This is a genomic window from Pseudomonas sp. yb_9, assembly GCF_043103635.1.
In the GTDB taxonomy this organism is placed as follows: Bacteria; Pseudomonadota; Gammaproteobacteria; order Pseudomonadales; family Pseudomonadaceae; genus Aquipseudomonas; species Aquipseudomonas monteilii.
Window position 1 is genome coordinate 1 of sequence record NZ_JBICKA010000012.1, and the last position, 23530, is coordinate 23530.

26 protein-coding genes are annotated in these 23530 nt (G+C 63.2%); 11 read left to right on the forward strand and 15 right to left on the reverse strand.

Annotation, left to right across the window (positions count from 1 at the left end; translation table 11 throughout):
* Positions 1-6: 6 nt before the first annotated feature.
* Positions 7-1716: a bifunctional isocitrate dehydrogenase kinase/phosphatase gene (gene aceK, locus ACF8MI_RS03350; RefSeq protein WP_200929171.1), complete on the reverse strand. Its 1710-nt coding sequence runs from the start codon at positions 1714-1716 to the stop codon at positions 7-9.
* 126 nt (positions 1717-1842) lie between these two features.
* On the opposite strand from aceK, the gene ACF8MI_RS03355 reads away from it, so the two are divergent.
* Together ACF8MI_RS03355 and ACF8MI_RS03360 are read left to right on the forward strand one after the other, a co-directional pair.
* Positions 1843-2718: a DMT family transporter gene (locus ACF8MI_RS03355; RefSeq protein ID WP_060498684.1), complete on the forward strand. Its 876-nt coding sequence runs from the start codon at positions 1843-1845 to the stop codon at positions 2716-2718.
* Positions 2719-2731: 13 nt separating this feature from the next.
* Positions 2732-3190: a DUF4265 domain-containing protein gene (locus ACF8MI_RS03360; protein WP_164524218.1), complete on the forward strand. Its 459-nt coding sequence runs from the start codon at positions 2732-2734 to the stop codon at positions 3188-3190.
* A gap of 3 nt (positions 3191-3193) precedes the next feature.
* Here the strand turns inward: ACF8MI_RS03360 and ACF8MI_RS03365 are convergent, their stop codons facing one another.
* The 4 genes from ACF8MI_RS03365 to cysK all read right to left on the reverse strand — a co-directional run bounded on the left by ACF8MI_RS03365 (position 3194) and on the right by cysK (position 6551).
* Positions 3194-4075 carry a DMT family transporter gene (locus ACF8MI_RS03365; RefSeq protein ID WP_200929170.1) on the reverse strand — a complete coding sequence of 294 codons (882 nt, stop codon included), beginning with the start codon at positions 4073-4075 and terminating at the stop codon, positions 3194-3196.
* Between the two features lie 114 nt (positions 4076-4189).
* Positions 4190-4351: a hypothetical protein gene (locus tag ACF8MI_RS03370; RefSeq protein ID WP_156342120.1), complete on the reverse strand. Its 162-nt coding sequence runs from the start codon at positions 4349-4351 to the stop codon at positions 4190-4192.
* Between the two features lie 116 nt (positions 4352-4467).
* A complete protein-coding gene (locus ACF8MI_RS03375; protein ID WP_060498681.1) occupies positions 4468-5403 on the reverse strand; it encodes an aspartyl/asparaginyl beta-hydroxylase domain-containing protein in 936 nt (311 codons plus the stop codon).
* A gap of 173 nt (positions 5404-5576) precedes the next feature.
* The gene (cysK, locus tag ACF8MI_RS03380) at positions 5577-6551 is read right to left on the reverse strand and encodes a cysteine synthase A (RefSeq protein WP_104835371.1); all 975 of its coding nucleotides are present in this window, start codon (positions 6549-6551) and stop codon (positions 5577-5579) included.
* Between the two features lie 134 nt (positions 6552-6685).
* On the opposite strand from cysK, the gene ACF8MI_RS03385 reads away from it, so the two are divergent.
* The 3 genes from ACF8MI_RS03385 (at position 6686) to ACF8MI_RS03395 (ending at position 9963) form a co-directional block, all read left to right on the forward strand.
* On the forward strand, positions 6686-7759 hold the full coding sequence (locus ACF8MI_RS03385; protein ID WP_060498679.1) for a DUF748 domain-containing protein: 1074 nt from the start codon (positions 6686-6688) through the stop codon (positions 7757-7759).
* Between the two features lie 166 nt (positions 7760-7925).
* Positions 7926-8771, forward strand: coding sequence for a MoxR family ATPase (locus tag ACF8MI_RS03390; RefSeq protein ID WP_012273667.1), 846 nt, complete (start codon positions 7926-7928; stop codon positions 8769-8771).
* A gap of 13 nt (positions 8772-8784) precedes the next feature.
* Positions 8785-9963 carry a VWA domain-containing protein gene (locus ACF8MI_RS03395; protein ID WP_060498678.1) on the forward strand — a complete coding sequence of 393 codons (1179 nt, stop codon included), beginning with the start codon at positions 8785-8787 and terminating at the stop codon, positions 9961-9963.
* A 116-nt stretch (positions 9964-10079) separates the two neighbouring features.
* On the opposite strand, the gene ACF8MI_RS03400 is transcribed toward ACF8MI_RS03395, so the two are convergent.
* The 4 genes from ACF8MI_RS03400 to ACF8MI_RS03415 are packed head-to-tail and all read right to left on the reverse strand — an operon-like array spanning position 10080 to position 13752.
* Positions 10080-10997 carry a biotin-dependent carboxyltransferase family protein gene (locus ACF8MI_RS03400; RefSeq protein WP_104835373.1) on the reverse strand — a complete coding sequence of 306 codons (918 nt, stop codon included), beginning with the start codon at positions 10995-10997 and terminating at the stop codon, positions 10080-10082.
* Positions 10994-11680 (reverse strand): 5-oxoprolinase subunit PxpB, encoded by a 687-nt coding sequence (pxpB, locus tag ACF8MI_RS03405; protein ID WP_200929169.1) that lies wholly within the window; start codon positions 11678-11680, stop codon positions 10994-10996. The genes ACF8MI_RS03400 and pxpB overlap by 4 nt, the downstream gene beginning before the upstream one ends.
* The gene (locus ACF8MI_RS03410) at positions 11677-12456 is read right to left on the reverse strand and encodes a 5-oxoprolinase subunit PxpA (protein ID WP_200929168.1); all 780 of its coding nucleotides are present in this window, start codon (positions 12454-12456) and stop codon (positions 11677-11679) included. The genes pxpB and ACF8MI_RS03410 overlap by 4 nt, the downstream gene beginning before the upstream one ends.
* Before the next feature lie 9 nt (positions 12457-12465).
* On the reverse strand, positions 12466-13752 hold the full coding sequence (locus ACF8MI_RS03415) for an MFS transporter (RefSeq protein ID WP_060498674.1): 1287 nt from the start codon (positions 13750-13752) through the stop codon (positions 12466-12468).
* A gap of 130 nt (positions 13753-13882) precedes the next feature.
* Between ACF8MI_RS03415 and ACF8MI_RS03420 the strand changes: the two genes are divergently transcribed.
* Positions 13883-14797 (forward strand): LysR family transcriptional regulator, encoded by a 915-nt coding sequence (locus tag ACF8MI_RS03420; protein WP_060498673.1) that lies wholly within the window; start codon positions 13883-13885, stop codon positions 14795-14797.
* Between the two features lie 282 nt (positions 14798-15079).
* Here the strand turns inward: ACF8MI_RS03420 and ACF8MI_RS03425 are convergent, their stop codons facing one another.
* Genes ACF8MI_RS03425 through ACF8MI_RS03435 form a run of 3 tightly spaced genes read right to left on the reverse strand, consistent with a single transcriptional unit; the run spans position 15080 to position 16899 of the window.
* The gene (locus ACF8MI_RS03425) at positions 15080-15601 is read right to left on the reverse strand and encodes a DUF2937 family protein (protein ID WP_104835377.1); all 522 of its coding nucleotides are present in this window, start codon (positions 15599-15601) and stop codon (positions 15080-15082) included.
* A 9-nt stretch (positions 15602-15610) separates the two neighbouring features.
* On the reverse strand, positions 15611-16384 hold the full coding sequence (locus ACF8MI_RS03430) for a class II glutamine amidotransferase (RefSeq protein ID WP_060498670.1): 774 nt from the start codon (positions 16382-16384) through the stop codon (positions 15611-15613).
* Positions 16385-16401: 17 nt separating this feature from the next.
* Positions 16402-16899: a hypothetical protein gene (locus ACF8MI_RS03435; RefSeq protein ID WP_060498669.1), complete on the reverse strand. Its 498-nt coding sequence runs from the start codon at positions 16897-16899 to the stop codon at positions 16402-16404.
* 92 nt (positions 16900-16991) lie between these two features.
* Between ACF8MI_RS03435 and ACF8MI_RS03440 the strand changes: the two genes are divergently transcribed.
* Positions 16992-19034 carry a S9 family peptidase gene (locus ACF8MI_RS03440; RefSeq protein WP_200929167.1) on the forward strand — a complete coding sequence of 681 codons (2043 nt, stop codon included), beginning with the start codon at positions 16992-16994 and terminating at the stop codon, positions 19032-19034.
* A gap of 102 nt (positions 19035-19136) precedes the next feature.
* On the opposite strand, the gene ACF8MI_RS03445 is transcribed toward ACF8MI_RS03440, so the two are convergent.
* Positions 19137-19415 (reverse strand): hypothetical protein, encoded by a 279-nt coding sequence (locus ACF8MI_RS03445; protein ID WP_060498667.1) that lies wholly within the window; start codon positions 19413-19415, stop codon positions 19137-19139.
* 132 nt (positions 19416-19547) lie between these two features.
* Here ACF8MI_RS03445 and ACF8MI_RS03450 point away from each other — a divergent pair, with 132 nt between their 5' ends.
* The 3 genes from ACF8MI_RS03450 (at position 19548) to ACF8MI_RS03460 (ending at position 20992) form a co-directional block, all read left to right on the forward strand.
* The gene (locus ACF8MI_RS03450) at positions 19548-19919 is read left to right on the forward strand and encodes a YajD family HNH nuclease (protein WP_003254676.1); all 372 of its coding nucleotides are present in this window, start codon (positions 19548-19550) and stop codon (positions 19917-19919) included.
* 70 nt (positions 19920-19989) lie between these two features.
* Positions 19990-20460, forward strand: a complete 471-nt coding sequence (locus ACF8MI_RS03455) for an RNA methyltransferase (protein WP_060498666.1) — start codon at positions 19990-19992, stop codon at positions 20458-20460.
* A 193-nt stretch (positions 20461-20653) separates the two neighbouring features.
* On the forward strand, positions 20654-20992 hold the full coding sequence (locus ACF8MI_RS03460; RefSeq protein ID WP_200929166.1) for a YgaP-like transmembrane domain: 339 nt from the start codon (positions 20654-20656) through the stop codon (positions 20990-20992).
* A 51-nt stretch (positions 20993-21043) separates the two neighbouring features.
* Here ACF8MI_RS03460 and ACF8MI_RS03465 read toward each other — a convergent pair whose 3' ends face one another.
* Positions 21044-22252 (reverse strand): hypothetical protein, encoded by a 1209-nt coding sequence (locus ACF8MI_RS03465; protein ID WP_060498664.1) that lies wholly within the window; start codon positions 22250-22252, stop codon positions 21044-21046.
* A 41-nt stretch (positions 22253-22293) separates the two neighbouring features.
* Positions 22294-22743, reverse strand: coding sequence for a YcgN family cysteine cluster protein (locus tag ACF8MI_RS03470; RefSeq protein ID WP_060498663.1), 450 nt, complete (start codon positions 22741-22743; stop codon positions 22294-22296).
* 143 nt (positions 22744-22886) lie between these two features.
* Here ACF8MI_RS03470 and ACF8MI_RS03475 point away from each other — a divergent pair, with 143 nt between their 5' ends.
* Entirely contained in the window at positions 22887-23480 is a 594-nt protein-coding gene (locus ACF8MI_RS03475; protein WP_060498662.1) for a nitroreductase family protein, read from the forward strand.
* The last annotated feature ends 50 nt before the right edge of the window (positions 23481-23530 follow it).

Genomic DNA, 23530 nt, shown 5'->3' on the forward strand with positions numbered 1-23530 from the left:
ACAGATTTACCGAGCCTTGCGCCGATAAGGAAACACATCAATCACCTTCCCTTCCCTGATCGCCGCCTGCAACCCCTTCCAGTAATCCGCGTCATACAACTCCCCATGCAAGCGGCTGAACAACCGCCGCTGGCCGATATCGGCAAACAGGAACGGCGGAAACTCTTCGGGAAACACATCATGCGGGCCAATCGAGTACCACGGTTCGCCCGACATTTCGTCTTCCGGGTAACGCGGCGGCGGGATATGGCGGAAATTCACTTCGGTCAAAAAGCTGATTTCGTCATAGTCGTAGAACACCACCCGGCCATGACGCGTCACCCCAAAGTTCTTCAGCAACATGTCACCCGGGAAGATGTTCGCCGCCGCCAGTTGTTTGATGGCCAGGCCATAGTCTTCCAGCGCCTCATGCACCTGGCCTTCGCTGGCATGCTCCAGGTACAGGTTCAGCGGCGTCATGCGCCGCTCGGTCCAGCAGTGGCGGATCAGCACCGTGTCACCCTCCAGCGCCACGGTCGATGGCGCCACCTCCAGCAGCTCGGCCAGGCACTCTGGCTCGAACTTGTCACGCGGGAAGCGAAAGTCTGCAAATTCCTGGGTATCGGCCAAACGCCCGACACGGTCGACACTTTTCACCAGCCGGTACTTGTCGATCACCGTAGCGCGGTCAACGGTTTTCGAGGGCGAAAAACGGTCCTTGATGATCTTGAACACCGTATTGAAGCCCGGCAGGGTAAACACGCTCATGACCATGCCACGCACGCCGGGTGCCATGACGAAGCGGTCGTCGCTGCTGGCCAGGTGGTTGATCAGCGCCCGGTAGAACTCCGACTTGCCGTGTTTGTAGAAACCGATTGAAGTGTACAGCTCCGCAATGTGCTTGCCGGGCAAGATGCGCTTGAGGAAGTTGACGAACTCGGCCGGCACCGGCACATCGACCATGAAGTACGAGCGGGTGAAGGAAAAGATGATCGACACCTCGGCCTCGTCGGTAATCAGCGCATCGGCCTCTACGCCATGCCCCTCACGGTGCAACAGCGGAATCACCAGTGGCCACTGCTCGTCGCTGTTGTAAAGCCGGCCGACCAGGTAGGCGCCCTTGTTGCGGTACAACACCGGTGAAAACAGCTCCACCGCCAGCGTCGGGTCCTTGCAGACCCAGTCCGGCAGGCACTCGCGCAGCTGTTCCTCAAGGCGTGACAGGTCGCTTTCAAGGTCGCCATAGACGAATGCGTAGTCGGCGAAGATCGCCCGCAACAGGCCCCTGAGGCTGCCATTGGGGCAATAGGTTCGGGTTTGCGCAGCGCGCTGGTGGCTGCGGATCGACGGCCGGGTGGTGTGGATGAACATGCAGCCGTCGCTGATCTGGTCATGGCTGAACAGGCTACAGAACAGCGAGTTGTACCAGGTTTCCGACAGTTCATCGTCCAGGCGCGGGTCGATCAGGCCTATGTAGGCACTTTTCACCAAGGGCCACTGGCCGACCTCCAGCAGCACCTCGTCATCGAACGCATCCCGCAACCAGCCGTTGACCTCGCCGACCTTCTTTTCATAGAGGTTGATCCGCGCGGCGGCTGCGCGCTGGCAATCTTGCCAACGCGCCTGCTCGAATCGCTCACGGGCACCGAGGGTGATGCAGCGAAAATGCTCGCGGTAGTCGTCAAAGCCATCGAGGATCATCCGGGCGATCTCGCCGGCAGGCCAGTGCTGGGTCATGCGGGACACCTCGGTGCGGGGTGAGATAGACAGCTTAGCCGCACAGGATTACACCGCAAGAAAGCACAAGAATCTCCCCGCCCCCTCGCGTAAACTCGCGCCCCTGCCCTGCCTCCGGAGACCGTTGTGAGCCCCATCGCCCTAGCCCGCCTGCTAACCCTTGCCGCCGTCTGGGGGGCGAGTTTCCTGTTCATGCGCATCATCGCCCCCGCGCTGGGCACGGTGCCGACCGCGTTCTTCCGTGTGTCCATCGCCTGCCTGGGCCTGGTCGCCATCGTCGCCGCCGCCCGCGTACGCTGGGACTTCCAGGGCAAGCTCGGCGCCTGCCTGGTGCTGGGCATGATCAACTCCGGCATCCCCGCCACGTTCTATTCCGTAGCGGCCCAGGTGTTGCCGGCTGGCTATTCGGCCATTTTCAACGCTACCACGCCACTGATGGGCGTACTCATCGGCGTGCTGTTCTTCCGCGAACCCATGACCCTGCCCAAGCTTTGCGGCATTTTCCTGGGCCTGTTCGGCGTCGGCATCCTCAGCGGCGCCGGCCCGGTGGCACTGGACATGGCCTTGGTGCAAGGTGCCCTCGCCTGCCTGGCGGCCACCACCTGCTACGGCTTTGCCGGGTTCCTCGCCCGCCGCTGGGTCAGTGGCCTGGACAGCCGCCTGTCAGCACTGGGCAGCATGCTCGGTGCCACCCTCATGCTGAGCCCGCTGTTCGGCTGGAGCGCACTCACCCACCCGCCCGCCAGCTGGGGCGGTTGGCAGGTTTGGCTGTCGCTGCTGGGCCTGGGCCTGCTGTGCACCGCATTCGCCTACATCCTGTACTTCCGCCTGCTGGAAGAAATCGGCCCGGTAAAAGCCAGCACAGTAACCTTCCTGATCCCGGCATTCGGCGTATTGTGGGGGGCGTGGTTGCTGGACGAGCCGCTGTCGATGGCACACCTGTACGGTGGCTTGCTGATTGGCGTGGCACTGTGGCTGGTGCTGCGCCCGGCGCGCAGCTGAAGCGGGGTACACGATGAACAGCGCGTACAAGAAAGTCCTGTTCCGCCTGGAGCAGGACGAGACCGGCTATCCACCGGCCTCGGTCGAGGGCCTGTGGGCCAAGGCCGTGGAAGGTGGCTATGCCGTCGACAATATTCCCTTCCACGTTTACGGTATCGCCCCGGGCGACGTGATCGGCACCCATGAAGAAGCCGGCGAGACCTGGTTCGCCGAACTGCGCCAGCACAGCGGCAGCTCGGTGTTTCGGGTGGTGGTCAAACCGCCGGAAACCCTGGACCAGGTACGCGCAGCCTTGCAGGACTTCGGCTGCAACTGCGAAACCGAGCAAGCCGTGAAGATGCTGGCTGTCGAGGTGCCGTCGCAGCGGTCGCTCGATACCCTGGTCTACTACCTGCTCACCCAGCGCGAAGCCGGCTTGCTGGACTTCGAGGAAGGCGTGCTGCGCCACACCATCCCCGAAGAGTTCCGCTAAGGCTTACGCCTCGGCCAACCGCGCAGCGGGTTTGCGAAACACGAACAGCAGGCCCACCACGATCAGCCCCATGCCCAGCAGGCTGAGCGGTGCCAGGCGGTTACCGAAAATCAGGAAGTCCATCACCGCAGTGACTGCCGGCACCAGGTAGAACAGGCTGGTGACATTGACCAGGTTGCCCTTGGCGATCAGCCGGTACAGCAGCAAGGTTGCCAGCAGCGAGACGACCAGGCCCATCCACAGCAGCGCGCCGACGAAGCCGCCTGTCCACTCGACATACAGCGGTTGCAAAGGCGCGAACAGCGCGCACATGGCAAAGCCGACCAGGTACTGCAGCGGCAGCGTGCCCATGGGGTTGTCGGTGATGCGCTTCTGCAGGATCGAGCCCAAAGTCATGCTGGCCAGCGCCAGCAAGGCGAACAGCATCCCCGCCAGCGAAACGCCGCCCAGGTTGATACCCTGATAGACCACCATGATCAAGCCACCCAGCCCCAACCCAAGGCCGAACAGGCGGCTCCAGGAACGCTCGCGCTCCATCAGCACCACGGTCAGGATAGGTTGAACCCCCATCACCGTGGCCATCACGCCGGGGGTGACATGGGTGTTGAGCGCCAACAAGTAGAATATCTGGTACGCGCCCAGCAGCACACACCCGGTACCCAGTGCCCGCAGGATAGCCCCACGGCTGCGCGGCCAGCGCAGCCCCAGCAGAGGGCCGATCAGCAGCAAGCCGGCCAGGGCCAGCGCCGAGCGCAACAGCAGGAAGGCAAACGGGCTGGCATGCGCCAGGCCCAGCTTGGAGACGACCGCCCCGCTGCTCCACAGCAGGACGAACAGGCTGGTAGTGGCCGCCGAGGCCACGGAAGTTTTGGAAAAGACAGACATGTATGCACCTGTATTCGGGCAAATAAGCCGAACGGTGGGCGTAGACTTCAGCAGGGGAAGTAGCCGACCGTGTTCAGTAGCTTGCGTGTGCGAAAGGGTTCGGCCAGAAGCCGATCAGCCCAGCACGACCACGCAAGGAGGCGGAGCTACGCCGCCTACAACGCCACTGACAGGTGGTGGGTAGTGACTGATCATGGCCGGCTGCTGGCTGCCACGCACGACCATGCCCGCGACTGGCGCGATGGCAAAGCGTGTGGTGGAAGGGCTGGCTGGCATGTTCAGGTCTTCAGGGAAGATAGGTGTTTCGGAATATAGCGGTGAATGCCGGATTGGGCAACAACCTGAGCCGGCCAATTCGCGGCTTAAACCCGCAAAGAGGCCCGCCCAGCCGGTCAGAACAACCAACGATAAAGCAAATAGGCCACCACCACCGCCAGCACCGGCCGCAGCACGCGGTAGGCCTTAGGGTTGGCGCGCTTGAACTGCTTCACATGGCCACTGATCTTGTTGCTGAAGCGCTTGCTCCAGGCATACGCCTGGTTGATCCCGCCCACCCGCTCGTCATCGGTATTCTGCGGCGCGGTGGCGCGACCGAGGAAGGCACTGACCTGGCGGTTGATGCGGGTCATCAGCGGGCTGCTCAGCGGGCGTTCGATGTCGCAGAACAGAATGACGCGGGTAACGTCGGTCTCGTTCTTGACCCAGTGCACGTAGGTTTCGTCGAACATCACATCCTCACCGTCACGCCAGGCGTATTCCTCGCCATCGACGTAGATGCGGCAAGCATCGGAGTTCGGCGTGGACAGGCCCAGGTGGTAGCGCAGCGAACCTGCAAACGGGTCACGGTGCGGGTTCAGGTGGCTGCCGCCAGGCAGCAGGGCAAACATCGCACCCTTGACGTTGGGGATGCTGCTGACCAGCTCGACGGTGCGCGGGCACAGCGTTTCGGCCGAAGGCAGAGGTTTGTCGTACCACTTCAGGTAAAAACGCTTCCAGCCTTTCTTGAAGAACGAGCCGAAACCGGCGTCATTGTCCTTCTCGGCGGCGCGGATGTAGCCCTCGTCGAACAGGCGCATGGCCTCTTCGCGGATTTCCTGCCAGTTGTCTTTCAACACGTCCAGTTCAGGGAAGCGTTGACGGTCCAAATAAGGCTTGGACGGCACGCCGGAGAACAGGTACATCAAAGCGTTGTACGGGGCGAACAGCGCCGAATGGTTGACGAACTGGCGCAACACCGGCAGGCGGGCCTTGCCGCGCAGGTGCACGAACAGCACGCTGCCGAAAAACACCAGCAAGACACCCGCCTTGGCTGCAAAGGAAAAGGTCATGCTTTCACTCCTTGGGGAAGAGCCAGGGCTGCGCGTCCTGCTCTCCTGAAAATCATCCTGCCATCATAAACCGATCCCGCCGAGGTAAAAACAACCCGGGCGGGATCGCATTCATGAAGATTCTGCAATAAACCAGGCCGCCGATTGTTGCGCCGGGTCAGCGGCAGGGCCGATTACTGCTGGTTTTCCTGCTCGCTGAACATGTCGCTGAACAACATGCTCGACAGGTAACGCTCGCCCGAATCCGGCAGTACTACGACGATGGTCTTACCTTGCATTTCCGGCTTTTCGGCCAGGCGCACGGCGGCAGCCATGGCTGCGCCACAGGAAATGCCGCAGAGGATGCCCTCTTCCTGCATCAGGCGGATGGCCATGGCCTTGGACTCTTCATCGGTTACCGTTTCCACCTGGTCGACGATGGACAGGTCGAGGTTTTTTGGCACGAAACCGGCGCCGATGCCCTGGATCTTGTGCGGGCTGGGCTTGAGCTCTTGGCCGGCCAGGGTCTGGGTAATCAGCGGCGACGAAGCGGGCTCAACGGCCACCGACAGAATGGCCTTGCCCTGGGTGTGCTTGATGTAGCGCGATACACCGGTGATGGTGCCGCCAGTGCCCACACCCGCCACCAATACGTCGACTGCGCCGTCGGTGTCGTTCCAGATTTCCGGGCCGGTGGTTTTCTCGTGAATGGCCGGGTTGGCCGGGTTTTCGAACTGGCCCGGCAGGAAGTACTGGGCCGGGTCGGACGCGACGATTTCGTTGGCCTTCTCGATGGCGCCCTTCATGCCCTTGGCCGGGTCGGTCAGTACCAGCTCGGCGCCCAGTGCCTTCAGTACCTTGCGGCGCTCCAGGCTCATGGAAGCGGGCATGGTCAGCATCAGTTTGTAGCCACGGGCAGCGGCGACGAAGGCCAGGCCGATACCGGTGTTGCCCGAGGTGGGCTCGACGATGGTCATGCCCGGCTTGAGCTTGCCGCTGCTCTCGGCGTCCCAGACCATGTTCGCACCAATGCGGCACTTGACCGAGTAACCCGGGTTGCGCCCTTCGATCTTGGCCAGGATGGTCACGCCGCGCGGGGCGATGCGGTTGATCTGCACCAGCGGCGTGTTACCGATGGAGTGGGCGTTGTCTGCAAAGATACGGCTCATGGCAGGGGTCCTTGGCATGAAAAAGAGCAGGGAAAGACCTCAAGGGTAAGCCCCGGCCAGTGGCCCGTAAAGCCTGTTAGAACTCAGCCGGGCGCATTGCGGTCAACCGCACATCCCGCCTTGGAGACGCACCGATGAGAGCCCGTTATCGCTGGCCGCTGATCGGCATATGCAGCCTGGTCGTGCTGTTGGTCACCCTGCACCTGGCCCTGCCCTACCTGGTGCGCGACTACCTGAACGACAAACTGGCCAACATGGGCGACTATCGGGGCCAGGTGGCTGATGTGGACCTGGCCTGGTGGCGCGGCGCTTACCAGATCAACGGGCTGAAGATCGTCAAGACCAGCGGCAAGGTTCCGGTACCCCTCCTTGACGCACCGCTGATCGACCTGTCGGTGAGCTGGGCCTCGCTCTGGTACGACAAGGCCGTGGTGGCCACAGTGACCTTCGTTCGTCCTGAGCTGAATTTCGTCGACGGCGGCAGCAAACAGGCATCGCAGACCGGCCGGGGGACCGACTGGCGGCAACAACTGGAAAAACTGCTGCCCATCACCCTTAACGAAGTGCGTATCGACAGCGGCGTGCTCACCTTCCGCAACTTCAATTCCAAGCCACCGGTGGACCTCAAGGCCACAGAGTTGAACGCCAGCATCCGCAACCTGACCAACGTGCGCAACAAGCAGGGCCGGCGCGACGCCAGTCTGGAGGCCAGCGCCCTGCTGTTGGGCGATGCCAAGGTTGAGAGCCGCGCCACTTTCGACCCGTTCAGCGATTTCGACGACTTCCAGTTCCGCTTGCGCGCCACGGGTATCGAGCTGCGCAGGCTCAATGACTTTTCCAGCGCCTACGGCAAGTTCGACTTCAATGCCGGGCATGGCGACCTGGTGATCGAGGCGCAGGCAGAAAACGGTCGGCTCACGGGCTATATCAAACCGTTATTGCGTGATGTGGACGTGTTCAACTGGCAACAGGACGTGCAGGAAAAGGACAAAGGCTTTTTCCGCTCGGTGTGGGAGGCGCTGATTGGGGCGACCGAGACGGTACTGAAGAACCAGCGCAAGAACCAGTTCGCCACCCGTGTGGAGCTCAGTGGCAGTGTGCGTAAACAGGATGTCAGCGCATTCGAGGCGTTCTTGCAGATACTGCGTAATGGCTTTATCCAGGCGTTCAATGCGCGGTATGAGCAGCCCAGGCCGGATTCTGACTGAGTGGGCGTGACGGGGCATTCAGAGACTGAATACCTGGTCTGCGTTTGCAGCTGCCGAACCCCGCGTTATAGTCGGTGACAAATCAATTCATGTGTTGCCTGTGCTGGCCTCTTCGCGGGTAAACCCGCGAAGAGGCCAGCACAGGCTTACAACAGAGGACAAACCCATGAAGTTCGAAGGCACCCGCGACTACGTCGCCACAGACGACCTGAAACTGGCGGTGAACGCGGCCATCACCCTCGAACGCCCGCTGCTGGTCAAGGGCGAACCCGGCACCGGCAAGACCATGCTTGCCGAGCAGCTGGCTGCCTCGTTCGGCGCGCGCCTGATCACCTGGCACATCAAGTCCACCACCAAGGCCCACCAGGGGTTGTACGAGTACGACGCGGTGAGCCGCCTGCGTGACTCGCAACTGGGTGTGGACAAGGTGCACGATGTGCGCAACTACCTGAAAAAGGGCAAGCTGTGGGAGGCCTTCGAGGCCGAAGAACGGGTCATCCTGCTGATCGACGAAATCGACAAAGCCGACATCGAGTTCCCCAACGACCTGCTGCAAGAGCTGGACAAGATGGAGTTCTACGTCTACGAAATCGACGAGACCATCAAGGCCAAGCAGCGCCCGATCATCATCATCACCTCCAACAACGAAAAGGAGCTGCCGGACGCCTTCCTGCGCCGCTGCTTCTTCCACTACATCGCCTTCCCTGACCGCACTACCCTGCAGCAGATCGTCGACGTGCACTACCCGAACATCAGCCAGTCGCTGGTCAGCGAGGCGCTGGATGTGTTCTTCGACGTGCGCAAGGTACCGGGCCTGAAGAAAAAGCCGTCCACCTCCGAGCTGGTCGACTGGCTGAAGCTGCTGATGGCCGACAACATCGGTGAAGCGGTGCTGCGCGAGCGCGACCCGACCAAGGCCATACCACCCTTGGCCGGTGCGCTGGTGAAGAACGAGCAGGACGTGCAACTGCTGGAGCGCCTGGCCTTCATGAGCCGGCGCGGCAACCGCTGACAGGAGCCGGGCCATGCTGCTCAACCTGTTCAATGAAATGCGCGCGGCCAAGGTGCCGGTGTCGGTACGCGAGCTGCTGGACCTGCACCAGGCCCTGCAAAAGCGCGTGGTGTTCGCCGACATGGACGAATTCTACTACCTCGCCCGCGCCATTCTGGTGAAGGACGAACGCCATTTCGACAAGTTCGACCGGGCGTTCGCCGCCTACTTCAAGGGCCTGGAAAACCTCGACCGGCACATCGAGGCACTGATCCCCGAAGACTGGCTGCGCAAGGAATTCGAGCGCTCGCTCACGGACGAAGAGCGTGCACAGATCCAGTCCCTTGGCGGCCTGGACAAGCTGATCGAAGCATTCAAGAAACGCCTTGAAGAGCAGAAGGAGCGCCACGCCGGTGGCAACAAGTGGATCGGCACTGGCGGTACCAGCCCGTTCGGCTCAGGCGGCTTTAACCCCGAGGGTATCCGCGTGGGCGAAGCCGGCAAGCGCCAGGGCAAGGCAGTAAAAGTGTGGGACCAGCGCGAGTACAAGAACCTGGACGACCAGGTGGAACTGGGCACGCGCAACATCAAGCTGGCCCTGCGCCGGCTGCGCAAGTTCGCCCGTGAGGGTGCTGCCGAAGAGCTGGACATCGACGGCACCATCGACCACACCGCGCGTGATGCCGGGTTGCTGAACATCCAGATGCGCCCTGAGCGGCGCAACACGGTGAAGCTGCTGTTGCTGTTCGACATCGGCGGCTCGATGGACGCGCACATCAAGGTCTGCGAAGAGCTGTTTTCGGCGTGCAAGACCGAGTTCAAGCACCTGGAGTACTACTACTTCCACAATTTCGTGTACGAGTCGGTGTGGAAGAACAACCTGCGCCGCACTTCGGAGCGGTATTCCACCTTCGACCTGCTGCACAAGTACGGCGACGACTACAAGGTGGTGTTCGTGGGTGACGCGGCCATGGCGCCCTATGAAATCACCCAGCCGGGGGGTAGCGTGGAGCACTGGAACGAAGAGGCCGGGTATGTGTGGATGCAGCGCTTCATGGAGAAATTCAGGAAGATCATCTGGATCAACCCGTATCCGAAGCAGGCCTGGGACTACACCGCTTCGACCCATCTGGTGCGGGACCTGATCGAGGACAAGATGTACCCGCTGACCTTGCAGGGGTTGGAGGAAGGGATGCGGTATCTGTCCAAGTGATGCAGCCTGTGCCGGCCCTTTCGCGGGTAAACCCGCTCCTACAAAGAATTGCGAAAGCCTGAGGCATGCGCTGTCCTGTGTAGGAGCGGGTTTACCCGCGAAGAGGCCGGCAGCCTTTACAACCAGCGGCCCAGGTAACCCTGCTGTTCCCGCCAGGCCTCCTCCTGCACCACCGCCCTGAACCGCACCGCCGTCCCTGGCATGCACTGCGCCAGTTGCGCCAGTGCCAGCGGCGTCAACGCCCCCAGCCTCGGATAGCCACCAATGGTCTGCCGGTCATTGAGCAGCACGATCGGCTGCCCATCCGGCGGCACCTGCACCGCCCCCAGCGGTATCCCTTCGGAAATCATCGGCGCGCCCTGATAGACCAGCTGCGGCCCCAGCAGCCGGATGCCCATGCGGTCGGCCCGGCTGTCCAGCGTCCAGTCACTGTTGAACGCCTCGAACAGGCTGATACCACTGAAGTCGCCGATCTGCGCACCCATGACCAAATTGAGCACAGGCTTTTGTGCGTACTGCGGCCGCAACGCATGCGGCACTTCGCGCAGGGTGGCATCGCTACCGGTGAACGCCAATTCCTGGCCTTTAACCAGCGCAGCCCCTTGGCCATCAATGCCACCCAGCTCTTCACGTACCACCGTGGCACAACTGCCCAGCACATCTTCGCCGAGGAACCCGCCCGGTGCCGCCAGATAAGCCCGAACGCCCTGCTTAGGCTGCTTCAGGGTCAAGCGCTGCCCCTTGGCCAGGGCAACGCTGCGCCAGGGGGCCAAAGGCTGATCATCAACCCGCGCATCCAGGTCGGCACCGGCCAAGGCCAGCACACAATCCTGTTCGGCCACCACGCAGAACCCACCCAGCGCTACCTCGACCACCGGCGCCCCCAACGGGTTGCCCAGCAGCCAGTTGGCCCAGTGCATCGCCACCCAGTCCAGCGCGCCGCCCTGGGTTACGCCCAAGTGGCGCACGCCAAAGCGCCCGGCGTCCTGCAACTGGCACAACGGCGTACTGGCCTCGATCTTCAACTGCTTCATGCCTGCGCCTCCACATCACCACCCAAGGCCAGGAATTCGCTGCGCGAAACCGGCACGAAGCGCACCCGGTCACCGGGTTGCAACAGGCTGTAGCCCTCGCGATCCCGGTCGAACAGGCGCACCGGGGTACGGCCAATCAGGTTCCAGCCGCCCGGCGATACCGCCGGATACGCTGCCGTCTGCCGCTCGGCAATGCCCACGCTACCCGCCGCCACGCGCTTGCGCGGGGTGCTCAGGCGCGGGCTGGCCAGGCGCTCGTCCACCAGGCCCATAAAGCCAAAACCGGGGGCGAAGCCCAAAGCGAATACCGGATAGTCGCGCTCGCTGTGCAAGCGGATGACATCGTCTTCACTCAAGCCGCTGCGGGCCGCCAGCACAGGCAGCTCAGGGCCGACGCTGGTGTCATACCAGACTGGAATCTCATGACGCCGACCGCCGCTGCCGGTGTCTGGCTGCAAACCGTCCAGCGCCTGGGAGATCAGCGCCCTCGCCTCACCCGGCTGCAAATCGAACTGCACCATCAGCGTTGTGTAGGACGGCACCAGGTCCAGCAAGTGCTTACCGAACGCGGCGCTCAAGCCCTGGCTGGCGGCGAGCATCCACGGCATGTTGGCTTCGTCGATACCGTCGAACAGGCGCACCATCAGGCTGTCGATGGCCACCACTTCGATGCGCGGCTTCATCGTCCCTCCAGGGCATCCAGGGCCTGGCGTATCTGCCGCACCGCTGCCACCGAACTGTCGTTGTCGCCATGCACGCAGAGGGTGCTGGCGTGCAGGCGCAGGGCACTGCCATCGTCCGCCACAAGGGTGTCGCCCCGAGCCAGACGCACGGCCTGTTCAACGACCAGTGCCGGGTCGTGATGCACGGCCCCAGGCAGGCGTCGCGACACCAGGTGGCCGCTGGCGGTGTAGGCGCGGTCGGCGAACGCTTCGAACCACAGCGGCACGCCGACTTCATCGCCCAGCGCCTGGGCAGCACGGTTGTCGGCAGTGGCCATGAGCATCAGCGGCAGGTTGCTGTCGTAGGCTGCCACGGCCTCCAGCACCGTGCGCAGCTTGAGCGGGTCGGCCATCATGTCGTTGTACAGCGCGCCATGTGGTTTCACATAGGATACGCGGCCCCCCAGCACTTTGCAGATACCCTCCAGCGCACCGATCTGGTAATGCAGCAGGTCGCGGATTTCTTCCGGGCTGCACGCCATGGAGCGGCGGCCGAAGCCGACCAGGTCCGGGTAGGCCGGGTGGGCGCCGATGGTCACCCCATGCTCCAGCGCCAGGGCCACGGTGCGGCGCATGATGCCGGGGTCACCCGCGTGGTAGCCACAGGCGATGTTGGCGCAATCGATGTAGGGCATCACCTCGGCGTCCAGGCCCATGCGCCAGCTGCCGAAGCTCTCGCCCATGTCGCAATTGAGTAGCAGGCGTTCCACCACGCGGTCTCCCTTGTTGTTGTCCATAGCCCTACCTTACCGCGCCTTGAGCTGTTTGCCGCGGGTTTCCGGCAGGCTCAAGGCCGCCACGATCACAATCCCGTACGACACCGCAGAAAACACACCGATACCCAGGCCCAGCGGCACATTTTGGCCAAGCATGCCGATCAGCAACGGGAACAGTGCCGCAATGACCTTGCCGATGTTGTAGCAAAAGCCCTGCCCCGAACCGCGAATGCGCGTAGGGAACAGCTCGGTGAGAAACGCCCCCATGCCGCTGAAGATGCCCGAGGCGAAGAAGCCCAGCGGGAAGCCCAGCCACAGCATCACGCCATCGCTGACCTGCATTTGCGTGTACAGCAGCACGATGACGAACGAGCCCACGGCGAACAGGATGAAGTTCTTCTTGCGCCCCAGCAGGTCGGACAGGTAAGCACTGACCACATAGCCCACGTAGGAGCCGACGATCACCATGGCCAGGTAGCCACCCGTGCCCAGCACACTCAGGCCGCGCTCGTTCTTGAGGAAGGTTGGCAACCACGAGGTGATGGCGTAGTAGCCGCCCAGTGCACCGGTGGTCAGCAGGGACGCACGTACAGTGGTCCAGAGCATGCCCGGGGCGAAGATCTCGTAGAAGTGCGAAGGTGCCTCGGCGTTTTCCACCGCCTTGGCCTCGCGGTACACCTCAGGGTCCTTGACCAGGCGGCGGACGAAGATCACGAAGACAGCCGGCACCAGCCCCAGCAGGAACAGTGCACGCCAGGCCTGCTCTGGCGGCAGCCAGGAGAACAGCAGCGCGTAAAGAATCGCCGTAAGGCCCCAGCCGATGGCCCAGCCGGATTGCACCATGCCCACCGCCTTGCCACGGTCCTGGGCGCGGATGACCTCGCCGATCAAGACCGCGCCAGCAGTCCATTCGCCGCCGAAACCAAAGCCCATCAGCGTCCGGGCGATCAGCAACTGTTCGTAGTTCTGGGCGAAGCCGCACAGGAAGGTGAAGAAGGCGAACCACAGCACCGTCAATTGCAGGGTGCGTACGCGGCCGATGCGGTCGGAGAGGATGCCGGCGACCCAGCCGCCTACGGCCGAGGCGATCAGCGTGCTGGTGTGGATCAACCCGGCTTCGGTGGTGGTGATACCCCACAGCATGATCAGCGTAGGGATGACGAAGCTGAGCATCTGCGTATCCATGCCGTCCAGGCCGTAGCCGATCTTGCAGCTCCAGAAGGTGCGCCGTTGCTGTTTGTCGATATCGCGGTACCAGGCGAAAGGCCCGGACGAAGGTGGGGAACTGACCTGCTGCTGCACGCCGGTGGGGTTCATGGATGCCTCGGCTTGTTGGTATTGTTTTATGGGCGACATAAAGCGTCGCGGCCTGGGCACCATTGTTCAGAGGCCACGCCGCCCGCGTCCAACGAGAAAAACCGCCGGTCTGGAACAAGAAAAACTGATCATGAACCTTCGCTTCCTCGAAACCTTCGTCTGGGTCGCCCGGCTCAAGAGCTTCCGCCTGACCGCAGAAAAGCTGTTCACCACTCAAGCCTCGGTGTCCAGCCGCATTGCCGCGCTGGAGGCAGACCTTGGCGTGAAGCTGTTGCTGCGCGACTCACGCGGGGTCAGCCTGACGCCGGAAGGCGGCAAGGTGCTGGAATATGCCGAACGCATGCTGGAAACCGCCAAGGCCATGAAACAGTCGCTGGACAGCGACCGGGCCAAGGTTGGGCGAATTCGTATCGGGGTGATGGACACGGTGATCCACACCTGGATGAGCGCACTGGTGGCGGAGCTGACCGAGCGCTACCCACAGGTGGAAATCGAACTGGTGGCCGACACCGCGCTGAACCTGCGCGAGCAGCTGCAAAAGGGTTTTCTGGACGTGATTTTGCAGACCGACCTGCTGCGCGAGCAGTCGATCCGCAGCCTGGACCTGGCGCGTTACCCGATGGGCTGGGTGGTGGCCGCAGGCTCGCACCAGCACCGGGACTATGCCTCGCTGGCCGAGCTTGGGCGCGAGCGCATCATCACCTTTTCGAAAAATTCGCGGCCACACCAGGAGGTGCTGAGCTTGCTGCAAGCTGCGGGGGCTGAGGCACCGCGTCTGAACTGCGTGAACTCGGTGGCGGCGATTACCCGGCTGTTGCGCGATGGGTTTGGTATTGGTGCGTTGCCGCCGGCGCTAGTGGATGCCGAGTTGAGGCGGGGCGAGCTGGTGTTGCTGGAAGGGCTGCAACCCCCACCCAGCCTGGAACTGGTGGTGGCCTGGCAGACCGGGGTGGCGCTGGTGGATGAAGTGGTCGGGGTTTGCCGGCAGGTGCTGGAGGGGTATGCCCGAGATGTGGGTGGGCAGCGGATTGTGTTGGTTTCGTAGGTACTTGCCGTTAGAAATGCAGCGCCTGTGAGATCGAGCGCCGCCCGCGCGGCGCATCGCGAGCTGCGCTCGCTCCTACGTTTGTTTCGGGCCAATGTGTCCTGTGCCAAGCGCGCGCGACCGCCTTGGTGCATGGCTCGATATCGAAGGGTACAAACAAGCGGTCGCGCACTACCCTCACAGGCATAACTGGCCCGAAACAAACGTAGGAGCGAGCGCAGCTCGCGATGCGCCGCGTGGGCGGCGTTCGGCCTCCCAGGCGCTACAAGTTTTGTGGCGAGCTCAGCGCCAGCTCTCTTTGACCGCCCTGCGCCGCCCGCCGAGGATCACCCAGCCAATCCCCAGCAACAGGCTCTCAACCACAAAGGCCAGCAAAAACCCGGCTCCTACACCCCAGCCGACCGCCTCGGGCACCAACAGAATCTGGTAGCTGTAGCCATTGAGCGTTTCTTCCCGCAACTGCGGGTCAGCCTGCACCAGCACATGCCAGGTACGCTGCGCCCACGGCCCTTGCAACGCCTGCCATTCGTTTTCCAGCAGTTCGTTGCGGATCATCAGGCTTTCGATGCTGTTGGCATCGCTGTTGAACACCGGGTCGTCACTGCTGCGGTAATGCTGCAGAAGCGCCTGCAAGTCGCCCTTGAAAAAGCGCTCGGCCGTTTGCCGGAAGCCATCCAACGCCTCGCGTGATTCGAACAGGTGCGCCTCGACCCGCTGGCTGTAGTCCTTGACCAGCCCCGGAACCTGAATACCGGCCAGCAGGCCGAAAGTGAACAGCAGCAACCGCAGGTAACTTCTGAACATGCAGCGTCCTTAGCTCTGGCCGTGCGCCACGCACTCGCCGTGCCGCCACACGGCCCATTGACCCGGCTCGTAGCGCTGCCAGGTCTCATTTTCGGTCAGGGCCTCGGTGGCGATCACCGTGACCACGTCGTTGGGGGTGGTTTCGGTATGGAAATCGACGATCAGGTCGACATCCTTCAACCGCGCGGCACCGAAAGGCGCACGCCGGGTAATGTGTACCAGCTTGGTCGAGCAGAAGCAGAACAGCCAGTCGCCGTCACTGAGCATGCAGTTGAACACGCCCTGTCCACGGTAGCCGGCACAGGCTTCGACAAGCACCGGCAGCAGCTGTTCCACCGGCACCGGCTCGGGGAACGCACTGCGGATGCGATTGAGCAGGTCGCAGAAGGCCGCTTCGCTGTCGGTATCACCCACTGGTCGATAAAAACTGGCCAGGCCTTTGAAGTCACCCAGCTGGCCGTTGTGCGCGAAACACCAGTTGCGGCCCCACATTTCCCGCACGAACGGATGGGTGTTGGACAAGCACACCCGGCCAACGTTGGCCTGGCGGATATGGCCGATCACCACTTCACTCTTGATCGGGTAGCGCTGCACCAGGTTGGCCACTTCGGATTCGCTGCTGGCTGCCGGGTCCTGGAACAGGCGCAGGCCACGGCCTTCGTAAAAGCCGATGCCCCAGCCGTCACGGTGCGGGCCAGTACGCCCGCCGCGCTGCATCAGGCCGGTGAAGCTGAAAACGATATCGGTGGGGACGTTGGCACTCATGCCCAGCAGTTCGCACATAGGCGTGTCTCCTGCGCTTACAGACGGGGCTCGACCCGGCCATTGCCGCGCGGTGCGGCAGGGCGTGGGTCGTCGCGGTAACGGTCGCCGCGTTCGGCAGCCAAGGGCGCCTGGGCGGAGAGCTGGTCATCTTCAGCCGCCTGGCGCTGGGCAGCCGCCTCGGCTTGCGCACGGCGCTCACGGGCGCGCTTTTCCAGCGGCCAGCGCAGCACCACGAAGAGGAAGTAAAGGCCGAAGGCAATCATGCCGTACATGGCGAAATCGGATACCGCACGCCAGGCGTTGTTGCCGACCTTGAACGCGACATCCAGGGCCGTGATGGCAATGGCCGGGGCGAAGCTGTCCTTGACCGGGTCGACCACGGTCGGGGTCAGCAGCAGCACCGCCAGCACCACCCGCAGCGGTTCGCGCAGCCAGCGCCACATCCAGCCGGTGAGCTTGAAGCCCACCAGCAGGCAGCCCAAAGCGGCCACAGCGTACAGGCCCCAGGCGAAGGTGTAGTCGTTCTCGGTCATGGTGTTCGTGCAAGCCAGGCAAAGAGACGCCTATGATAAACACTTTTCCGGGCGCAGACAGTGTTTGCCTGTCCCTAGCCAAGAGATCGCCAATGCCCAACAAGCCCCAGCCGCCCATCGCCCACGCCGACAACACCACCGACCCGTACGCCTGGCTGCAACAGCGCGACACCTCCGAGGTGCTCGCCTACCTGCAAGCCGAAAACGCCTACCAGGAAGCCTGCCTGGCTGACCAGGCCCCCTTGCGCGAACAACTGTTCGAAGAGATCAAGGGCCGCATCCAGGAAACCGACCTGTCGCTGCCGTCTCCGTGGGGCCCTTACCTCTATTACACCCGCACCACCGCTGGGGACGAATACCCACGCCATTACCGCTGCCCTCGTCCGGCCGACGACGCCAACACCGTCGACGAGAGCCAGGAGCAACTGCTGCTCGACCCCAACGCCCTGGCCAAGGGTGGGTTCCTGTCGCTGGGCGCCTTCAACGTCAGCCCCGACCACCGCCTGCTGGCCTACAGCCTGGACACCAGCGGCGACGAAATCTACACCCTGTACGTCAAGGACCTGACCACTGGCAGCGTCACTGCCCTGCCCTTCGACGACTGCGACGGCAGCCTGACCTGGGCCAACGACAGCCAGACGCTGTTCTTCGCCGAACTGGATGACACCCACCGGCCATGGCGCCTGCGCCGCCACACCCTGGGCAGCGACGGTGCTCAGACCGTGTTCGAAGAGCCCGACGGGCGCTTCTTCCTGCACTGCTACCGCACCAGCTCCGAGCGCCAGCTGGTGCTGCTGCTGAACAGCAAAACCACCAGTGAAGCCTGGGTACTGGACGCCGAAACCCCACAGGCGCCGTTTACCTGCCTGGCCCCGCGTGTCGAAGGCCACGAGTACTTCCCCGACCACGGTCAGCTCGATGGCGAATGGCGCTGGTTTATCCGCACCAACCAGGACGGCATCAACTTTGCCCTGTACCACGCACCGGCCACGCCCGTACCAAGCCGTGAGCAATGGCAGGTGCTGGTGGCGCACCGCGACACGATCATGCTCGAAGGCCTCAGCCTGAATGCCGGCGCCCTCACCCTGAGCCTGCGCGAAGGCGGCCTGCCGATCATTGAAGTACGCCCGCAGGCTCTGCCGGCCTATCGCGTCGAACTGCCAGACGCGGCCTACAGCCTGTACGTGCAGGACAGCCTGGAGTTCGCCAGCACCCGCGTACGCCTGCGCTACGAGGCTCTCAACCGCCCGGCCCAGGTGCGCCAGCTGGAGCTGGCCACAGGCGCACAGGCCGTGCTCAAGCAAACCCCTGTACTGGGTGCATTCGATGCCGATGACTATGTGAGTGAGCGCCTGTGGGCCAGCGCAGCAGACGGCACCCGGGTGCCGATCAGCCTGGTGCGTCGCCGCCAGGACCTGGGCAAGACCGTGCCGCTCTACCTGTACGGTTACGGTGCCTATGGCGAAAGCCTCGATCCGTGGTTCTCCCATGCACGTCTGAGCCTGCTGGAGCGCGGCGTGGCGTTTGCCATCGCCCATGTGCGTGGCGGCGGTGAACTGGGTGAGGCCTGGTACCGCGCCGGCAAGCAGGAGCACAAACACAACACCTTCAGCGATTTCATCGCCTGTGCAGAGCACCTGATTGCCGAGGGCGTGACCGCCTCTGACCGGCTGGCCATCAGTGGCGGCAGTGCCGGTGGCCTGCTGATGGGCGCGGTGCTCAACCTGCGCCCCGAACTGTTCCGCTGTGCAATTGCCGAAGTGCCGTTCGTCGACGTGCTCAACACCATGCTCGACCCCGAACTGCCGCTGACCGTGACCGAGTACGACGAATGGGGCAACCCTGAAGAGCCTGAGGTGTATGAGCGGATCAAGGCGTATGCGCCGTATGAGAACGTGAAAGCCCAGGCCTATCCGGCGATGCTGGTGGTGGCGGGTTACAACGACAGCCGCGTGCAGTACTGGGAAGCGGCCAAGTGGGTGGCGCGGTTGCGTACCCGCAAGACCGACAGCAACCTGCTGTTGCTCAAGACCGAGATGGGGGCTGGGCATGGCGGGATGAGCGGGCGGTACCAGGGGTTGAAGGATGTGGCGCTGGAATATGCGTTCGTGCTTGGCGAGCTGGGGGTGGTGTAAAGCCGAGATTCAAACCCCCACGCAATCCCTGTGGGAGCGCGCCAGCGCTTAGGTTTTGTGCAAGACCATTGCTCCCACATGATCGGCGCGGGCCGCTCTCTCTCAATCGTCCTGCGCCGCCGGCTTCTGTGGCTCCGGCCGCATACCCGGTAATGGCTGGTCCTTCGGCGGCCCCGGCACCGGCATGGGCGGCAACAGCGGCGCCCCCGGCTGGCTGTCATAAGCCTTGGGCGGCGTACTCGGGGTAACCTGCGGGTATGGCGTGGGCGTCGGCGTGCCCGGCGCACCAGGCACAGGCGTCGTCAACCGGGGTGGTGTGCTGGCCGCTTCGGCCAGCGGCAAGCCAGCCAACAACAGCGCGGTGAGGATCGCGTGAACCATCAGCAACCTCCTGTCGGGAACCTTCCTACAGGCTACGCCTAAATCAAAGCTTTCGCCTGTCCGCCCGCCCTGCAAGCGCGCTAGACTCAATGACATAACCGTCATTTGCCTGATCAGAACAAAGGAAACACCATGAGCTCCACCTCTTCCGCCGCCGCCACCGCGCGCCTCGACCGCATCCTGGCCGATGCCAAGCGTGACAAGGAAATGGGCTACCGCGACAAGGCCCTGAGAATGTACCCGCACGTGTGCGGCCGCTGCGCCCGCGAGTTCGCTGGCAAGCGCCTGAGCGAGCTGACCGTGCACCACCGCGACCACAACCACGACAACAACCCGCAGGACGGCTCCAACTGGGAGCTGCTGTGCCTGTACTGCCACGACAACGAGCACTCGCGCTACACCGACCAGCAATACTTCAGCGAAGGCTCCACCAGCACCCCAAGCATCGCCAAGGCCACCCACAACCCGTTCGCCGGGCTGGCGGGCATGCTGAAGAAAGACTGACCATCGATTCGCCCCCCGCTGCTGCCGGGCAGCCCGTATAATCGCGCTTTTTCGTGAAGGGCCCCGGTACGTGGCAAACAAACGATACAGCTGCATCGGCCTGTTCAACCCCAAGTCGCCAGAAAACGTCGGCTCGGTGATGCGCGCTGCGGGCTGCTATGGCGTCAATTCGGTGTTCTACACCGGCAAACGCTACGAACGCGCGCGTGACTTCGTCACCGACACCAAGCGCGTGCATTACGACATTCCGCTGATCGGCATCGACGACCTGCAACGCATCATCCCGCTGGGCTGCACGCCGGTGGCGGTGGAGCTGGTGGACGGAGCGCGGCCATTGCCGGAATACACCCACCCGGACCGTGCCATCTACATCTTCGGGCCAGAGGACGGCTCGTTGAGCGAGGATGTGCGGGGCTGGTGTGAAGAGACCATCTACATACCGACCGAAGGTTGCATGAACCTGGCGGCGACGGTGAATGTGGTGCTGTACGACCGCATGGCCAAGGGGCTGAATACCCGGTCGGGGCCCAAGTTCAAGTAATAAAAAGGCCGCCACTGCAAAAGCAGGGCGGCCAGGTGCCGAACTCCGTCAGAACAGCACCGGTCTTGCTCTTCTGGATCGAAACCCAGCGTGGATGAGCCCTCTGCACGACACGGGATGTCGCCGGGCGCACCGACTGAACCATGGCGAGGGTGAAAGGGTCAGCTGCTTACACTCACAAGGAGGCCTTGCCATGCTTGATATCCATAACGCGACAACGTCGCAGCACAATGTCCATGGCCTGGAACGGGTCGGCTCGCTGGCCGGTGGCGCGTTGATGTTCAGCAAGGGGCTGCGCCATGGCGGCCTGATTGGTTTGCTGCAAATGGTGGTGGGGGGCGTTGCGGTGGCACGCGGGGTCAGCGGGCATTGCTCGACCAAGGCGTGGTGGCAGCGGCATCGGCAGGAATATCACCGGTTGCGTTCGGACATAGAACGCAGTGCGGCGGAGCTGGAGGCGTTGAAGGCCAGTGCCAAGGCGGCGACCAGAGGGGTGTCGGTGACTGGGCAGAATCCGTTGGCTGGACGTTGATTTCTGCACTGCCTGTACCGGCCGCTTCGCGGGTACAGGCGATGGAGATATCTAACGTAACGCCTTGCTCTGCAGGACCTCGGACTTGCGTCCCAGCACGTTCTCGCTGATTTGCACAAAGTCTTCGGTGCTCACGCTGGGCAGGCGCATCAGGCCGCGCACCACATCGTCCAGCGAACGCTTGGCCTGGGTATGGATACGGATTTCCTTGTCCAGTGCCTGCAACAGCATCACCCCGCGCGCCACCTGGGCAGGGCTGGCGCGTTCACCTTTGAGCCGGGTGACCTTGGCGCCCTGTTTGCTCAGGCGTGCCTGCCAGGCCTGGTAACGGTCATCGCTCACCCCGCCCGAGCGGCGCAGCAACTCGCTGGCGTAGTAGTCGGTCAGGCTTTCCACCAGCCAGTCACTGCCGTCACGCCCATGGATCTGCGCAAACAGCTGCACCACTTCGCGCAGCAACGGGCTGCTGCCATTCTCGCTTACCATCGGCCGGGCGCTGTGCAGGTACAGCGAGCCCTGTGCTGCCATTGCCCCACGCCACATGCCGTCACGGGCACCGACCAGCAGCAGCTTCGGCGGGTTGCGCGGGAACACCGCCTGCAACTGCGGCCATACGAAGGTCAGCAGGGTCAGGCTGTCCATACGCCGCATACCCTGCCCCACCGGCGCAGCCACGGTGACCTCGGTATCGCCCAGGCGAGCACGGCGGCTGCCCAGATCGCCGGCCAGCATCCAGCCAGTGGGGCGGTCGAACAGGCGCGAAACGTTGTCGATGCGGAACTTGTCCTTGCCGATGCGCGGCCAGGAGGTCTCGATACTTTTCCAGCCCTCGGGCAGGTCGAACGCCAGGCGTGCCACCAGCTCGGTGCCATCCTGCTGGTCGAGGCGCGCGGGCGGCACCAGCTGGTCACCGAGGAACAACGCCCAGTGCGGGGTAACACGCGAGGAATAGGCACCGCTGGCGAGCTTCTGGTCCAACTGCACGCGGTAGCTGAGGCTGGTCTTGCCGGCCGCCGGCTGCCACACGCCGCGCTGCCCCTGCAATTGCCATTGGCCATCGGCCTGGAAGCCGCTATAGGCCCCAGCCTTGCCCAGGTCGAAGTCAAGGCTGCGCACGGCGCTGCCTTCGGCCAATGTGAGGCGGACTTCAGCTTGGCCACTGGCAGGCAACAAACGCACCTGGTAATCGAGGTCGACCTTTTTCGCCCAGGCCGGCGAACTGGACATCAGGCCCAACAACAGCAACAGCTGGCAACGCATACAGAAACTCCTTGTTTCCCCGTGGCAGCGGGCCGCGCCGGTCAGCTGGCGCGGAAGATCAGGTGGTCTTCCCAGTCGTCTTCGTGCACATCGTGTTCACTGAGCATACGCCCCGACTGGGAAATGCGCTGTTCATGGACTTGCTGGCGGTCGCCGCAGACCAGGTGATGCCAGGCGGGCAAGTCCTTGCCCTCGCTGACCAGACGGTAACCGCAGGTACTCGGCAGCCACTTGAACTGGTCGGCTTTGCCCGGCGTGAGCTGGATGCAGTCCGGCACGTGGTCGAAGCGGTTGGGGTAGTCGCTGCACTGGCAGGTGTGCAGGTCCAGCAGCTTGCAGGCGATGCGCGTGTAATAGACGCTGTTGTCGTCCTCGTCCTCAAGCTTTTGCAGGCAGCACAGGCCGCAGCCGTCGCACAGCGACTCCCACTCTGACGGGCTGAGTTGTTCGAGGGTCTTGCGCCGCCAGAACGGCGCGTTTTCAGCGATCATCACACGGTTTCCTGCATTCTTCATTGGGCCACGGCGCGCGGCGGCGCCAGTCTAGAGCCTGACCTTGCGCAAAGCCAGACCGCTTGTCAGTCACGACGGGACGCAGTAGCGTGAGGGTTTCCCGTCCTTTTGCAGGAGCTGTCATGAGCGCCAACCCTCGCATTGCCGACTACGCCATCAACGAGCAGTTCATCAACCGCTGGTCGCCGCGTGCTTTCACCGCCGAGCCGATCAGCGAAGAAACGCTGTTGAGCTTCCTGGAAGCCGCCCGTTGGGCTCCGTCGGCGTACAACTCGCAGCCTTGGCGCTTCCTGTATGCCCGCCGCGATACGCCAAACTGGGAGCGTTACCTGAACCTGTTGGTGCCGTTCAACCGCAGCTGGGCACAACAGGCCTCGGCACTGGTGCTGATCATTTCCAAGACCACCTTCGCCGCCCCGGGCGCCACGGAGGAAAAGCCGGCACTGTGGCATACCTTCGACACCGGTTCCGCCTGGGGGCACCTGGCCCTGCAGGCCAGCATCAGCGGCTGGCACACCCATGGCATGGCCGGCTTCGACCAGGACCTGGCGCGTCAGGAGCTGAAGGTTCCTGAAGGTTATGTGCTGCATGCCATGGTGGCGATCGGCAAACTGGGTGAAAAGGCCAGCCTGGATGAGGCGTTGCAGGCGCGCGAAGTGCCGAGCCCGCGCAAGCCATTGAGCGAGCTGGCGGCTGAGGGTGATTTTAGCCTGTAAGCCTTGTGATGGCCTTAATGGCCTCTTCGCGGGCAAGCCCGCGAAGAGGC